This is a genomic window from Flagellimonas cixiensis (assembly GCF_042134615.1).
In the GTDB taxonomy this organism is placed as follows: Bacteria; Bacteroidota; Bacteroidia; order Flavobacteriales; family Flavobacteriaceae; genus Flagellimonas; species Flagellimonas cixiensis.
In genome coordinates this window covers 2941931-2957177 of the sequence record NZ_CP169639.1, presented here as the reverse complement: position 1 = coordinate 2957177, position 15247 = coordinate 2941931, and the positions used below count along the sequence as shown (strand labels likewise).

Here is a 15247-nt window from a genome sequence, read left to right as displayed (position 1 = left end):
GGAGATTAATTTCGTGCCTTCTCATATTCCTGACAATTTAGCGGTATTAAAATCAAACTATGCACAGGATAATTATTCCTTTGTTGGTTTTGACCGCATGTATTTTTCAGGGTCAGGCGCAACAAAGACAAAAACCCATCACAATTTCTGGGAAAGTATTGGATTCAGATTCCGGACAACCCCTGGAATACGCCACATTTGTACTGCAAAAGGCCGATGACCCTAGTAGTGTTACTGGAGGAATTACCGATTTGGAAGGTAACTTTGAAATTGAGACTGCTCCTGGCACCTACAACATCAGTGTAGAATTTATTTCGTACAAAACATATAACTTAAAAGGTAAAACCCTTAACCAAGACACCAATTTAGGTTCCATTTCTTTGTCTCCAGATGTTGCCCAACTCGCAGAAGTAGAAGTTGTTGGTGAAAAAACGACCGTAGAGGTTCGTTTAGACAAAAAAATATATAATGTTGGAAAGGATATTACCACAAGTGGTGGTAACGTAAGTGATGCACTAGGGAATATACCTTCTGTTTCGGTTGATGTAGAAGGAGCCATTAGTTTAAGAGGGAACGACAACGTTCGCATCCTTATTAATGGAAAACCATCGGCCTTGGCCGGTTTTGGTTCTACCGATGCATTGCAACAACTTCCTGCCGATGCTATAGAAAGAGTTGAGGTTATTACTAGTCCTTCTGCCCGATATGATGCTGAAGGTACCGCAGGTATACTTAATATTGTTCTTAAGAAAGAAAAAACCTTGGGAATCAACGGTTCCATTAACCTTACAGGAGGTGTTCCGTTCAATGCTAGAGCTACTACAAACTTCAATATCAGAACAGATAAGTTCAATATTTTTAACACCTTGGGGTATTATCACAGAGAGTCTCCGGGTGGAGGTTATAACGACAACACTTATTTGTCCGAACAGAGTCAATTTGATAGAATTTTGGAGGATAGGGACATCAGCAGAAATGATGATGGTTTCAATATTAATATTGGAATGGAGTATTTCCTTACCGAAAAATCTTCAGTTACCGGTAGTTTTTTCTATAGATGGTCGGATGAGAACGATTTGACCGAAAACGACAACCAACGTTTTGCCAATGGCGCTATAGACAGTAGAACTTTTAGAACTGAGGATCAGCAAGAAAACGACAATAGCCGTCAAATCTCTTTCAACTATACCAATAACATTGATGATAATGGTCAGAAATTGACAGCAGATTTTCAATACTCTTTTGATAATGAGGATAGGCTAACCGGAATTCGTGAAGACCAAATTATTCCTAGCGACAGTTTAATTGCCTTGGAAAACATCTATGAAAAACAAACCCAAGATGATATTTTGGCCCAAATCGACTATGTATTGCCTATGGGCGATGCCCAGTTCGAGGCAGGTTACCGCGGTACCTTTGAAAAAGAAGTGAACGATTACCAATTGGATACCTTGGACCAAGGAACTGGCAATTTCATGACCAACGATGAACTTACGAACATATTTACGTACCATGAAAATGTAAATGCGCTTTACACCCAGTACGGCAACAAATACGGTAAAATATCGGTGCTACTTGGGCTGCGTTTGGAAAATACCGAGTTACGAGGTGAAGTGGATGCAACCATAGATAGTCAAGCCCTACAGGATTTAGTGGGAGAAGATGTTGACCTTAATTTTGACAAGAACTATTTAGGTCTTTTCCCAACGGTAAACTTTGTGTACGAAATATCGGAAACTCAAAATATTTCATTGGGGTATAACAGAAGGATCAACAGACCAAGAGGATGGTTTATAAATCCTTTTCCATCTAGATCAAGTAGAACCAACGTTTTTCAAGGGAATCCAGATTTGGACCCTGCATTTGCCAATGCATTTGACCTTGGGTACATGAAAAGATGGAAAAAGTTGACATTCACATCTTCTGTTTATTATCAACGTGAAACACAATCTTTTGAATTTATTACCGAAAACACTGGGAAATTCACCTCAGATGGTATCCAGATTATTAGAAGGGTTCCTATCAACCTCTCTACCAATGAGCGTGTCGGTGCAGAAGCTGGTGTTATTTACAGTCCTTTCAAATGGTGGAGATTGAACGGTAGTTTCAACTTCTTTACCTTCTCCTCGGATGGAGAGTTCAATGGAGTTGATTATGGAACCACTAATTCGAGCTATTTTGCCCGATTGAGTTCTAAGTTCACATTGCCAGGGAAATTGGAATTACAAGCCAATTCCTTCTACATGGGCCCAAGACAGAATGCTCAAACAGAATCTGACCCTATGTTTTCGTTAAACTTGGCAGTGAGCAAGGATTTGTTTAAAGACAAGGCTACACTTTCGTTAAATGTAAGCGACTTGTTCAATTCCAGAAAGCGTAGATCATTTACCCAAACTCCAACATTTACTTCCGATAGTGAATTCCAATGGAGACAACGTCAGGTAAACCTATCATTCATCTATAGATTCAATCAGCCTAAAGAACGTCAGCGTGGTGGAAGACCACAAAATGGCGGAGGTGATGACGAAGGCGAAGGGCAGTATCAAGGCTAACAAGAGAAACCAACCAACCTCTATATTGAAAAAAGGAAGACCGAAAGGCTTCCTTTTTTTTATGCGTTTTATCTTAAAATATATCGACCGTTACAACAAGAAGATTCAATTAAATACGAGAAGGTCTAAAATAAAAAAGAAGCCAAATGGCTTCTTTTTTTATTTTTCTAATTGGGCTTGTTTAGCCTCTTTTCTTTCTTTAAACATTTCCCTAAGGTTGCCAATCAACCAATAAGGTACTACAAAGGTTAACAAGAAAATCATCAACCAAAATCCGATGGTTAAAATTGTTAAAAAAGCTAAAAAACCTAAATATTGGTCAAATTCAAACATGTTTCTTCCTTTTTGATACACAAAGATACTTTCTTATTCGGAAAAAAAACAAATCCTAAGTCAAAAAAAAGTGTATTTATCTTATTCCACTACCATTTAAATGACCTAACCCCTACCTTTGTGTACATAATATTTTAACTATGAGCTTTAGGATAGAAAAAGATACCATGGGCGAGGTAAAAGTGCCCGCGGACAAATACTGGGGCGCCCAAACAGAACGCTCCCGAAACAACTTCAAAATAGGTGCTCCGGCATCCATGCCATTAGATGTGGTTTACGGTTTTGCCTATCTTAAAAAAGCGGCTGCCTTCGCCAATAACGAATTGGGCGTATTAGCGGTTGAAAAACGAGATTTGATCGCACAGGTTTGTGACGAAATCTTGGAGGGCAAACACGACGACCAGTTTCCCTTGGTCATCTGGCAAACTGGGTCAGGAACCCAGAGCAATATGAACGTGAACGAGGTAATTGCCAATCGTGCCCACGAAATTGCAGGCAAGAAAATTGGTGAGGGTGAAAAAACCATCCAACCTAACGATGATGTGAACAAAAGTCAGTCTTCAAACGATACGTTCCCAACAGGAATGCATATTGCGGCCTACAAAAAGATTGTGGAAGTGACCATCCCAGGTGTTGAACAACTTCGTGATACTTTGGAAGCCAAATCGAAAGCCTTTAAAGATGTGGTTAAAATTGGTAGAACCCACTTGATGGATGCCACTCCCCTAACCCTTGGTCAAGAATTTTCCGGTTATGTTTCCCAATTGAACCATGGGATAAAAGCGCTGAAAAACACCCTACCACATTTGAGTGAATTGGCATTGGGTGGTACTGCTGTTGGTACGGGATTGAACACGCCAAAAGGGTATGATGTTTTGGTGGCCAAATACATTGCAGAGTTTACAGGCAAACCCTTTATTACCGCAGAAAATAAGTTTGAAGCCTTGGCTGCTCACGATGCCATTGTAGAAAGTCATGGCGCACTAAAGCAATTGGCCGTTTCCTTAAATAAAATTGCAAATGATATCCGAATGATGGCTTCTGGCCCCCGTTCTGGAATTGGAGAAATTATAATTCCTGCCAACGAACCGGGAAGTTCCATTATGCCAGGCAAAGTAAACCCGACTCAATGTGAGGCCATGACCATGGTTTGTGCACAAGTAATGGGTAACGATGTAGCCATTAGCATTGGAGGTACCCAGGGTCATTATGAGTTGAATGTATTTAAACCTGTTATGGCAGCAAATATTCTACAATCAGCTCAATTGATCGGTGATGCTTGTGTTAGTTTTGATGAAAACTGTGCAGTTGGAATTGAGCCCAACCATGAAATCATTAAAACGCTTTTAAACAACTCCTTGATGTTGGTAACAGCTTTGAACACCAAGATTGGTTATTATAAAGCCGCTGAAATTGCCAACACCGCCCATAAAAATGGTACTACGTTAAAAGAGGAAGCCATTAATCTTGGTTATGTTACCCCCGAAGAATATGACGAATGGGTGAAACCTGAAGATATGGTAGGTAGTTTAAAATAATTTTTAAACAGAATGAACCCCATAAAAAAGGCCCGTCCAAATTGGACGGGCCTTTTTAGTGATAGTGATAATAGTGTGTATTATTTCAAGATGAACTTAGAAGTACCCAATAATTTCAATCCGCTATCATAAACGTTTACCATGTAGTTTCCTTTTTGGAACTCATCAGCAGGTTTGTTTAGATAATCACATACATCCAAAGCATCATTTTCGTAGTAGAAGTTTGTGGCTTTACTGTAGGTCAAGGAAGTACCTTCTTCAGTAGAGGCGGTCAAACCTTCGCCCAATACATTTCCTTGTGGTCCAAGAACCTCGATAAAGAATTCTCTGTCACCAGCTTCAGCAATTACGTTGTCAGCGATAGTGAAACAAACTTTGAATTTATCAGTAGCTCTGGCTCTAGAAGTAGATACCAATTTTCCACTGCTTCTTTCTTTTACAGCATCAACACTGATAGTGCTCAAGCTTAGGGCAGAACCTCTTTCAACGGCATCAGCCAATTGCGTGTTTTGAACAATCAAAGAATCGTTGAAAACAGTTTGCTTTTCCAATTCAGCATAAGTACTGTCTCTCTGCATGGCCAACAAGCTGTTGGACTGCGTCAAAGAATCTACTTGCTTCATCAATTTTTCTCTTTCAGCTTTAAGTACACTCACTTGTCTTCTGTAACGAGATAGGGAAGCAATATCAGCTTTCATGCTATTTACAGAATCAATATACTTTGCAATGTTGTCACGGGCAGCAACCAACTCTTCATTGGTAGCATTGCTTTCCAAAATAGCCTTGTCGTACTCAGACTTAAGGTTGTTCAAATCCTCAACTACCAAGTCTTTTTCCTGAGTTAAAGCTTGTGTAGTCTCTTTTTTATCCTGATAAAGGCTAACGGTATAAATAATAGTTCCCAAAAGAACTACACCCAACAATCCGGCAATTACCTTCAATCCGTTGTTATTTTTTGTTTCAGTCATAATTTTTTTCTTTTAATTGATTTCAGTTTAAGGTTATTAATCAATCGTGTTTGGTTTATATACGCATTGGATTTGCTTTTGGATCATCTGAAAGAAAAAAATGTTAATGGATTCCGATAAATGTATTCGGAAACCCTTATTTTTAAGGAAAACAAAGCAATATGAAAAGCAAATTATTTTTATTGACAGGATTAATTTCTTTGTCCATAATATCTTGTAAAGAGAAAAAAGAACAACCTGAACAAACTTCGGAAGTGGAAACTGCTGTGATGGAAACCAAGCCAGAAGCTGCTACCATCACCCCCATTGAACATGCCACTGCTGTTATTGAGTACGAAGGAAATACCATATATATAGACCCGGTTGGCGGAAAAGCTGCCTTTGAAGGTCAACAATCCCCAGATATTATTTTTGTTACCGATGTACACGGGGACCACTACAACCCAGAAACTTTAAATGAACTGGATTTGGAAGGAACAACCATTATTGCTCCAGATGCCGTGGCTTTGCAAATGCCCGAAAATCTCAAATCCAAAACCACCACCATGAAAAATGGTGAAGTAAAAGAAATTGCTGGATTTTCTGTAGAAGCTATTCCCATGTACAATCTAAGAGAAGAAGCCAAAGACTTTCATGTAAAAGGAAGAGGAAATGGCTACGTGTTCACTTTTGGTGATGAAAGAATCTATTTTTCTGGCGATACCGAAGATATTCCCGAAATGCGTGCGCTTGAAAATATTGACAAGGCTTTTATTTGTATGAACCTCCCTTACACCATGACCGAGGAAAGTGCTGCCGATGCCGTTATTGAATTTAAGCCTAAAGAAGTATATCCTTATCACTTTAGAGGACGTCCCGATGTAAGCGATGTAAACAAGTTTAAAAACTTGGTAAACCAAGGTGACCCAAACATCGAAGTGGTAATCGTGGATTGGTATCCAAATGCAGATTATTAACAATACAAAATAAATTGCCTTTTTATCCGTTAGGGTAACGAACTAATAACCAAATCAAATACATTAATATGGCTCCCAAATCCCATGTTCTTGTAGTTGCGGCACTTTTTTTTGCCGTAAATGCAACTTATAGTCAATGCGACAATTTTTATTCCAAAGTAACTTACGCGCTAAGTCATAGTAAAAAGGCGATGTCCGCTACCAATTTTGAGCATCAAATGTATTATGCCGAAAGAGCACTTACTGCTCTTGAAAAATCCGAATCCTTTATGGAGGAGTGTGGGTGCGAAAAGACAAAAAACAAAAGACTTGATGCCATGGAAACCTTGGACAAAGCTATTGAACCCACTGATTGGGAAGCTGGTCGTTTTTTCACCAAAAAAGCTTTGGGTGAAATCAATGAGCTCATCACCATTATAGATGAATGCACTTTAGGTGTTTCATCACCTGGTCGAAACGAAGATGTGGATGTAGTCTCCCTTGATGAAGATTCCGAAATTATTGAGGAAGAAACAATAACTTATTCCAATAATTCCATGGAAGCAGAAATGGTAAAAGTATTTGAAAAGCATGCTGATGATAAACTCATCTCGGCCGAGAATGCCATCATTCAATTGGTAGAGTTATCCAAAACCATTGGGACTGTACCTGCAGAGAATCAAGACCCAAATAGTTTGGCCGCCCACCAGAAAGCTTATTTGGAAAAGGCCAAAAAATTACTGGAGGACGGAATCAAAAATCTCGAAAGGAAAGAATAATTACCTCCTTTTAACGAATCAACTTTTTGTACTTGATACGCTTGGGCATAATATCTGTTCCCAAGCGTTTCTTTTTGTTCTCTTCGTAATCAGAGAAGGAACCTTCGAAGAAATACACCTGCGAATCCCCCTCAAAAGCAAGAATGTGGGTACAGATTCTATCCAAGAACCATCTATCGTGGGAAATGATCACGGCACAACCTGCAAAGTTTTCCAAACCTTCTTCCAACGCACGGAGCGTATTTACATCCAAATCGTTGGTAGGCTCATCCAATAGTAAAACGTTCCCTTCTTCTTTTAAGGTCATCGCCAAATGAAGTCGGTTACGTTCACCACCCGAAAGCATGTTCACTTTTTTGTTCTGTTCACTTCCAGAGAAATTAAATCGACTCAAATAAGCTCGGGAATTTACTTGCCTCCCTCCCATATTGATCAATTCTTGACTGTCACTGAAGTTTTCCCATATTGATTTTTCAGGATCAATATTGGAATGTGACTGGTCCACATAGGCCAATTTTGCCGTATCTCCCACAATAAACTCACCCTTGTCGGGAGTTTCTTCTCCCATGATCATCTTAAAGATGGTGGTTTTACCAGCACCGTTTGGCCCGATAATCCCAACAATACCTGCTTGCGGTAAGTTGAAGTTCAAATCCTCATAGAGTAATTTGTCCCCAAAAGCTTTGCTTACCCCCTTGGCCTCTATAACATTGGTTCCCAAACGGGGTCCGTTCGGAATATAGATTTCCAATTTTTCCTCGACCTGTTTCTGGTCTTGGCTCATCAATTTATCGTAGTTGTTCAAACGGGCCTTTTGCTTGGCTTGTCTTCCTTTGGCACCTTGTCGTACCCATTCCAACTCACGCTCCAAGGTTTTTTGACGCTTGGAAGCTTGCTTGCTTTCTTGCTCTAATCGCTTGGCTTTCTGATCTAACCAGCTAGAGTAGTTTCCTTTCCACGGAATACCTTCGCCACGGTCCAATTCCAAAATCCAACCGGCAACATTATCCAAGAAATAACGGTCGTGCGTTACGGCGATTACGGTTCCTTTATATTGTGCCAGGTGATGCTCCAACCAGTGTACCGATTCGGCATCCAAGTGGTTGGTAGGCTCATCCAACAATAAAACATCAGGTTCTTTCAATAACAAACGACACAACGCCACTCGTCTACGCTCACCACCGGACAGCACGCTGATTTTCTTATCGGAGTCTGGCGTACGCAAAGCGTCCATCGCGATTTCCAACTTGGTGTCCAGTTCCCATGCATTTGAAGCATCTATCTGATCTTGAAGTGCTGCCTGCTTATCCATCAGCTTCTGCATTTTATCGGCATCTTCATAGACTTCGGGCAAACCGAACATGTCATTGATTTTGTTGTACTCGTCCAAAATGGCAACAGTTTCGGCCACACCCTCCTTAACTACTTCTAGTACGGTTTTATCTTCATCCAGTTGTGGTTCCTGCTCCAAATAGCCAACGGAATATCCGGGTGAAAAAACCACATCACCTTGATAATTTTTATCGACCCCTGCTATAATTTTTAGCAAGGTGGATTTACCGGAACCGTTAAGACCCAAAATCCCGATTTTGGCTCCATAGAAAAAGCTTAAATAAATATTTTTAAGCACAGGGGTATTGGCCGTTTTATAGGTCTTGGTAACCCCAGACATTGAAAAAATGACTTTCTTATCGTCTGACATTTACTGTAAAATTAAATTGTTATGAAAAAAGAGGTTACACTCTACCTTTTAGTGCATTGAACACCCAAGCAACGGCAAAAAAGCCGATTCCTACTGCGGCAAATCCATATCCAGCAACCTCGTCATATTTAAAAGCTCCAAGTGCTATCATTCCCAAACCTACCAAAATCATAATCCATGTGGCATAGGCTAGCACTGTGTTCTTGTTCATTCCCATTGTATCTATTTCTGAAGAAATTCAAATATCGTAAAAATAGGGTTAATGCAAAGCCGAAAATAGGATTTAAGTTTCAAAAGGAAAGGTAACACCACATTTTCTTCGTACCGTATCCAATAATTCGGCCAAGTCCAAACTATTTTGATGCGACCATGATTCACTTTCAATCTGATGGTTCCTCAAACACTGGTGCACCTCGAGAATCTCATAATAATAGCCGATTCCTTTTAAAGGAAAGTCAAATACTTTTTCTTCATCACCTTTCACCAAAGTAAACCCATCTGCTTCATGCCATCTGGGATTGATAAATATTTCTCCTTTGGAACCCGATAGCTCTGCTTCCATTTTTGAATCCCCCATCAAACCACTGAACAAAACTGCCTGAGCATGTTCATAATCGAAAATCATACTTGTTTGAAGTTCTGTCCCATTCTCATGAAATTTGGATTTGGCCATAATCTCGTTGGGCATCCCCAACAATAAATAGGATAGAAAAATGGGATAAATACCAATATCGAGAATGGAACCTGAAGCCAAATCAGGGTTCAATAATCTGGAATCCAAATCCCGGTCGAGCGCATAAAAGGCAAAATCGGCATGCAGATAGGCCAAATCGCCAATAGCACCTTCATCCACCAATTCTTTTATTTTTTGAATGGAGGGATTGAATCTGGACCATAGCGCTTCCATTAAAAAGGCTTTGTTCTTTTTGGATGCGGATATCATTTGCTCCACTTCGTTCCTACCTACACCTAAAGGTTTTTCACAAATCACCCCGATACCATGCTCCAATGCCTGAATGGTTAAATCCTTGTGATAATTATGAGGTGTGGCCACATAGACCACATCCACCGTTTTGGATTGAAACAATTCTTCATAGCTCCCAAAAACATGCTTCACATCAAATTCGTTTGAAAATTGTTGTGCACGTTCCAAATTCCGCGAGGCTACAGCTGAAATTTCAGCATCCTCGACCAATTGTAGGTCGGCTGCAAATTTTCTGGCTATTTTTCCTGGGCCCAGAATACCCCATTTTATTTTGCTTTCCATATACCTCAAAAGTAATGATTATAACTCCTTATCTTTATCCCACTAATCATATTTGATCCTATGGACCTTAACTTCAATAAAAACGAAGACCATAATAAATTACAACTTTCTGATCTTAAACGCAGACTGGCCAAAGTTAAATTAGGCGGCGGAAAAGGTCGTATAGAAAAGCACCATGCCAAAGGCAAGATGACCGCCCGTGAACGCATCGATTACTTATTGGATAACGACACTGACTCCATTGAAATAGGTGCTTTTGCCGGTGAGGACATGTACCAAGAACATGGCGGTTGTCCATCCGGTGGTGTGGTGGTCAAAGTAGGGTATGTAAAAGGCAAACAATGTGTGGTGGTCGCCAATGATGCGACGGTGAAAGCTGGTGCTTGGTTTCCGATTACAGGAAAGAAAAACCTAAGGGCTCAAGAAATTTCGATAGAAAATAAATTACCCATTATTTACTTGGTGGACAGTGCTGGGGTGTATTTGCCCATGCAAGATGAGATATTCCCTGATAAAGAACATTTTGGCCGCATTTTTAGAAATAATGCCATAATGAGCAGCATGGGGATTACCCAAATTGCTGCCGTGATGGGAAGTTGTGTTGCCGGTGGTGCCTATTTGCCCATTATGAGTGACGAAGCTTTGATTGTTGACAAGACAGGAAGTATATTTTTAGCTGGAAGCTATTTGGTAAAAGCCGCCATAGGCGAAAGCATAGATAATGAAACTTTGGGTGGGGCCACCACGCATTCAGAAATTAGTGGAGTAACCGATTACAAGGCCAAAGATGACAAAGATGCTTTGGACAAAATCAAAAACATAGTTGATAAAATTGGGGATTTTGATAAGGCTGGATTTAATCGCTCTGAACCAAAAAAACCAGTTGAAAACCCAGATGATATTTATGGAATCTTGCCCAGGTCGCGCAGCGACCAATATGATATGTTGGAAATCATTAAACGATTGGTAGACGATTCTGAGTTTGAACAATATAAAGAGGGCTACGGAAAAACCATTTTAACTGGTTATGCCCGAATAGATGGCTGGGCCGTGGGCATTGTGGCCAATCAACGCAAGGTGGTGAAGACAAAAAAAGGCGAAATGCAGTTTGGTGGGGTCATTTATTCCGATTCAGCGGACAAGGCAACACGATTTATTGCCAATTGCAACCAAAAGAAAATCCCTTTAGTGTTTTTACAAGATGTAACGGGTTTTATGGTGGGCAGTAAAAGTGAACACGGCGGCATTATTAAGGATGGTGCCAAAATGGTGAATGCCGTGAGTAATTCCGTGGTGCCGAAATTCACCATCGTGATCGGCAACAGTTACGGCGCTGGTAATTATGCCATGTGTGGAAAAGCCTACGATCCTAGATTAATTGTAGCTTGGCCAAGTGCAGAACTTGCCGTAATGAGTGGTAATTCAGCTGCCAAGGTATTGATGCAAATTGAAAAAGCAAGTTTGGAAAAAAGTGGTGAACCTTTGGATGCTGAAAAAGAAAAAGCACTTTTTGATGAAATAAAACAACGCTACGACAACCAGATTTCACCCTATTACGCCGCTGCAAGACTTTGGACCGATGGCATTATAGATCCATTGGATACACGAAAATGGATAAGCATGGGCATTGAAGCCGCCAACCACTCCCCGATTGAAAAGCCATTTAACATGGGTGTTCTGCAGGTTTAAATTATTTGCTTTGTACTAGACTTGAAGTTATTGGGAAGGTGAACAATTGTTGATTCACTTCTTTTACACCTAAACGGAATACTTTTATTTCTTTGGTTTGAAATTTACTGCCATAGTTTTTATAAATGGTCGCTTTTAAATAGGTTGGTGTGAGTTGCTTGTTACCTAAATAGGTGGAGTTTACCTTCCAAATACCGGGTAATTGATCGTCCAATAAAAAATCGGCCATGGAAAAACCTAATTGTTTTTCGGAGCGGATACGATCGGGCATTTCGACCAAGCTATGCTTCCAATTAAAGTATTGATTGTTTGGATTTACAAACTGCAAATCAAATTCCGCTTCGGAATCGTTCCACTCAAAAACCAATCGGGTAGTATATTCCTCTTGTGACGTTGTGGTTCCGTTTGAGGTTGCAAGCTTCCCTTCAACATTTAAATTGTCAATCTCACGTTGCATCATATCTCCAAGATGCAAAGAATCGGAGGCTAGCATTCCTTCATCCAATAAAAAGGAGTGGCGAGCCAATAAAGCATTAGCCGATTCGGGCATGTCCAAATTACGGTAACTATTGGCCAAATCGATAAAACTTTGAGCGTAATCTGGTCTTAGCCGGTAAATTCTTTTATAAACTTCGTGCGCTTTTTTAAAACGGTTTTGTGATTCGTAGGTGAATGCCAACGATTTTAACCAATTTGCATTGCTATCGAATACTCCAAAATTTTCTGCAATAATTTTATCTGCAATTGAAGCTCCATGTTTATCAAAGAGCAAGGTGTAGGTATCTAAATAAAAGTGCGGAATGTTTGAAAATTGTTTCTCAAACTTTTGATAAACATCAAGGCTTTCTTCTATTGATGTAGACTCATACATTTCTTGCATATAAGCGGGAAACCCCTCTTTTATATCTTTATTTGAAATGATTTTACCAGTAACAAAATTGCTGCGCAACCTTGCCTGATCGTATAACTTGTTGCTGTTATTCTCACGCAAACCATGAACTCCAGCTTTTGTGTTAATGATTACAACACCACCACTCGCTGTTGGGCCATATCGAACCACTGCTTGAATCCCTGGGATGATACCCACTCGGAGCACCATGGCCAAATCAATCCAAACGGGCGGGTCTTGTAACACTTGTCCATCTACTTCATATATGGCTGGTATTGGATTACTGATGGAGCCCATTCCTCGCATATACAATACTTTTGTTGGAATCCCTCCCTTTAAAACGGTTTTCACTCGAATCCCAGATCGTCTGCTTGCAATGGCATCTAGAATATCGGCACCGACAGTAAATTCGGAACCATCGATCACCTTTAGCTGGTAAGCCACTGTATTTGGACTTAAATATCCGAAGAAAGAATTTACAATAGTTGGGTCGGAAAAATAGTCCATGCCCAATTCCTTTTGCTTATCAACTTTTTTGGATACCACCACTTCTTCCAATTGTTCCGTACGCAAACGCATGGAAATGTTCAGGATTTTGGTCACATCTTCAATGATAATGGAAACAGTATCCATTCCCATGTAGGTAAATTGAAGCTCTTCTTTAGGTTCTGCTAAGATTTTATAGAATCCATCTGAATTGGAAAATACCTTTTCTTCTGAAGAAAGGTTGATAACGTGCACTCCTGATAAAGGAGCTCCCATATTGGTAATTCGCCCTTCAATTGATTTAACTTGGGCGATTGCACTAGTGCAAGCCCATAGCAAAAAAAGGGGCAATCCATAGTTATTCATAAATCAGATATCAATTGTTGGCGACCCTTGATGGCAGTCTTAAATCAAAAAGTTGTTGGTTTACTCCCTTTGTGCTCAGTTTAAAAACTTTTACCTCCTTGCTCTGGATTTTACTGCCGTAATTCTTGTAAATGGTAGCTTTAAGATATGTAGGAGATAATTGTTTGTTCCCTAAATAGGTCACATTTATTTTCCACACACCGGCCAATTCATCATCCAATAAAAAATCGGCCATGGAGAAGCCCAATCTTTTCTCCGAACGAATACGCTCTGGCATTTCTGCTAAACTGTGCTTCCAATTAAAATATTGATTTTCGGGATTTACAAATTGTAAGTCAAACTCCGCTTCTGAATCACTCCATTCAAAAACCAATCTCGTGCTGTAAAAATCTTGTTCCGTTTTCTTTCGTTTATGAATTTTCATGGAACTGTTCTCCAATAAAAAGAGATTGTCAATTTCTCGCTGCATGAGCGTAGCCAAGTTCAACGAATCATTTTGCAGCATTCCTTCATCCAATAAATAAGAATGTCTGGCAAATAATGAAGTAGCCGATTCGGGCATATCCAAATTACGGTAGCTATTGGCCAAATCGATATAGCTTTGGGCATAATCGGGTCTTAGTTTGTAAACTTTCTTATAGATTTCATGTGCCTCTTTAGGTCTGTCTTCATTTTCCAATACATAGGCCAAAGCCTTTAACATCACAGGGTTTTTATCTGTTACTTCAACTAATCGCTCTAAAATGGAATCTGCAAATTCTACTTCTCCCCTGTCCTCAAAAAAATGGACATAGGCATCCAATAAAAAGTTCGGATGATTCACATACACCTGTCCTTTTTCATTATAAACAGCCTTTGCGGCCTCAAACGATTCACTGTTTTGAAGGTCAATTAAATATTGTGGTAAGGAAGCTCCCTTTCCATTTTGAACTACACCTCCTTTTATATAGTTGTTGCGAAGTTTTGCATAATCGTAGGGCTCCTTTGGATTTGCCTTGTAAGTGCCATTTTTAGTATTTACAACAATCACACCTCCTGCACCAATGGTACCGTATTTTGCGGTAGCCATAATGCCTGGCATAAGTGCCACGCGCTCAATATTATTTGGATCTAACCATGAAGGCCCTTCCGTGAAAATTTGACTGTCAATATCGTAAATCATGGGTTGTTGAGCCATGATGGAACCCATGCCTCTTGAATACACTTGAAAGGTATAATCTCGGTTAAGAATGACTTTAGTTCCCGCAAATTTTCCAATCAGATACATTCCAAAATTATAGTGGTTGCTGATCATGTCCTTGTTGGTAAGAATGGGCAGTCTTCCCGCAAAGGTCTCTTTATCAATTATTCCAAAGGCAGTACGAATCAAATTTTTGTTGGTGGCATATTGTTGCTCTAAAATTCGCTGTTTGTTCCTTCCCACTTCACTGACCAGTTCCACTTCATCCAATTCCTCAATCTTCAAGTCCATTTTTACATTTAGGATTCGGGTAACATCCTCCACAATAATTGAAACGGTATCCATACCCATATAGGTAAATTGGAGCTCTTCCCTAGGTTTTGCTTGGATTCGATACGTTCCTTGAGTATCTGAACTAATTTGTGCACCAGAAGTTAGATTATAAACCTTCACATTGGGCAAAGAAGATTTTCCGTCAGTAATACGACCTGTTATCGTGTTTTGACCAAAAGATAGTCCAGAAAATAGAATGATAAAGCCAACAAAAAATAGTAACCTCATAA

12 protein-coding genes are annotated in these 15247 nt (G+C 39.8%); 5 read left to right on the top strand and 7 right to left on the bottom strand.

All coding sequences use genetic code 11. The features are described 5' to 3' along the window. Positions 1-59: 59 nt before the first annotated feature. On the top strand, positions 60-2552 hold the full coding sequence (locus ABT310_RS13085) for a TonB-dependent receptor domain-containing protein (protein ID WP_375324333.1): 2493 nt from the start codon (positions 60-62) through the stop codon (positions 2550-2552). 159 nt (positions 2553-2711) lie between these two features. Here the strand turns inward: ABT310_RS13085 and ABT310_RS13080 are convergent, their stop codons facing one another. Next, complete coding sequence (locus tag ABT310_RS13080; RefSeq protein WP_375324332.1) at positions 2712-2885, bottom strand: hypothetical protein; 174 nt, start codon at positions 2883-2885, stop codon at positions 2712-2714. Between the two features lie 140 nt (positions 2886-3025). Between ABT310_RS13080 and fumC the strand changes: the two genes are divergently transcribed. Continuing rightward, positions 3026-4423 (top strand): class II fumarate hydratase, encoded by a 1398-nt coding sequence (gene fumC, locus ABT310_RS13075; RefSeq protein ID WP_375324331.1) that lies wholly within the window; start codon positions 3026-3028, stop codon positions 4421-4423. Positions 4424-4503: 80 nt separating this feature from the next. Here fumC and ABT310_RS13070 read toward each other — a convergent pair whose 3' ends face one another. Next, complete coding sequence (locus tag ABT310_RS13070) at positions 4504-5391, bottom strand: hypothetical protein (RefSeq protein WP_375324330.1); 888 nt, start codon at positions 5389-5391, stop codon at positions 4504-4506. Positions 5392-5552: 161 nt separating this feature from the next. Here ABT310_RS13070 and ABT310_RS13065 point away from each other — a divergent pair, with 161 nt between their 5' ends. Both ABT310_RS13065 and ABT310_RS13060 read left to right on the top strand, forming a co-directional pair. After that, positions 5553-6347 carry an MBL fold metallo-hydrolase gene (locus ABT310_RS13065; RefSeq protein ID WP_375324329.1) on the top strand — a complete coding sequence of 265 codons (795 nt, stop codon included), beginning with the start codon at positions 5553-5555 and terminating at the stop codon, positions 6345-6347. Positions 6348-6415: 68 nt separating this feature from the next. Then, positions 6416-7105 carry a hypothetical protein gene (locus ABT310_RS13060; RefSeq protein WP_375324328.1) on the top strand — a complete coding sequence of 230 codons (690 nt, stop codon included), beginning with the start codon at positions 6416-6418 and terminating at the stop codon, positions 7103-7105. Positions 7106-7115: 10 nt separating this feature from the next. On the opposite strand, the gene ettA is transcribed toward ABT310_RS13060, so the two are convergent. From ettA to ABT310_RS13045, 3 genes are all read right to left on the bottom strand, one after another. After that, on the bottom strand, positions 7116-8807 hold the full coding sequence (ettA, locus tag ABT310_RS13055) for an energy-dependent translational throttle protein EttA (RefSeq protein WP_375324327.1): 1692 nt from the start codon (positions 8805-8807) through the stop codon (positions 7116-7118). Between the two features lie 34 nt (positions 8808-8841). Beyond that, entirely contained in the window at positions 8842-9024 is a 183-nt protein-coding gene (locus tag ABT310_RS13050; RefSeq protein WP_090297015.1) for a CAL67264 family membrane protein, read from the bottom strand. Between the two features lie 66 nt (positions 9025-9090). Beyond that, a complete protein-coding gene (locus tag ABT310_RS13045; RefSeq protein WP_375324326.1) occupies positions 9091-10074 on the bottom strand; it encodes a Gfo/Idh/MocA family protein in 984 nt (327 codons plus the stop codon). 60 nt (positions 10075-10134) lie between these two features. On the opposite strand from ABT310_RS13045, the gene ABT310_RS13040 reads away from it, so the two are divergent. After that, a complete protein-coding gene (locus ABT310_RS13040; protein WP_375324325.1) occupies positions 10135-11763 on the top strand; it encodes an acyl-CoA carboxylase subunit beta in 1629 nt (542 codons plus the stop codon). Position 11764: 1 nt separating this feature from the next. On the opposite strand, the gene ABT310_RS13035 is transcribed toward ABT310_RS13040, so the two are convergent. Continuing rightward, positions 11765-13504: a carboxypeptidase-like regulatory domain-containing protein gene (locus tag ABT310_RS13035; RefSeq protein WP_375324324.1), complete on the bottom strand. Its 1740-nt coding sequence runs from the start codon at positions 13502-13504 to the stop codon at positions 11765-11767. Positions 13505-13514: 10 nt separating this feature from the next. Then, positions 13515-15245: a carboxypeptidase-like regulatory domain-containing protein gene (locus tag ABT310_RS13030; RefSeq protein WP_375324323.1), complete on the bottom strand. Its 1731-nt coding sequence runs from the start codon at positions 15243-15245 to the stop codon at positions 13515-13517. Positions 15246-15247: the final 2 nt, after the last annotated feature.

Bases quoted from the DNA above. Each gene is read 5' to 3' on its own strand.
- ABT310_RS13085 (WP_375324333.1), top strand. From the start codon at position 60: ATGCACAGGATAATTATTCCTTTGTTGGTTTTGACCGCATGTATTTTT.
- ABT310_RS13080 (WP_375324332.1), bottom strand. From the start codon at position 2,885: ATGTTTGAATTTGACCAATATTTAGGTTTTTTAGCTTTTTTAACAATT.
- fumC (WP_375324331.1), top strand. From the start codon at position 3,026: ATGAGCTTTAGGATAGAAAAAGATACCATGGGCGAGGTAAAAGTGCCC.
- ABT310_RS13070 (WP_375324330.1), bottom strand. From the start codon at position 5,391: ATGACTGAAACAAAAAATAACAACGGATTGAAGGTAATTGCCGGATTG.
- ABT310_RS13065 (WP_375324329.1), top strand. From the start codon at position 5,553: ATGAAAAGCAAATTATTTTTATTGACAGGATTAATTTCTTTGTCCATA.
- ABT310_RS13060 (WP_375324328.1), top strand. From the start codon at position 6,416: ATGGCTCCCAAATCCCATGTTCTTGTAGTTGCGGCACTTTTTTTTGCC.
- ettA (WP_375324327.1), bottom strand. From the start codon at position 8,807: ATGTCAGACGATAAGAAAGTCATTTTTTCAATGTCTGGGGTTACCAAG.
- ABT310_RS13050 (WP_090297015.1), bottom strand. From the start codon at position 9,024: ATGGGAATGAACAAGAACACAGTGCTAGCCTATGCCACATGGATTATG.
- ABT310_RS13045 (WP_375324326.1), bottom strand. From the start codon at position 10,074: ATGGAAAGCAAAATAAAATGGGGTATTCTGGGCCCAGGAAAAATAGCC.
- ABT310_RS13040 (WP_375324325.1), top strand. From the start codon at position 10,135: ATGGACCTTAACTTCAATAAAAACGAAGACCATAATAAATTACAACTT.
- ABT310_RS13035 (WP_375324324.1), bottom strand. From the start codon at position 13,504: ATGAATAACTATGGATTGCCCCTTTTTTTGCTATGGGCTTGCACTAGT.
- ABT310_RS13030 (WP_375324323.1), bottom strand. From the start codon at position 15,245: ATGAGGTTACTATTTTTTGTTGGCTTTATCATTCTATTTTCTGGACTA.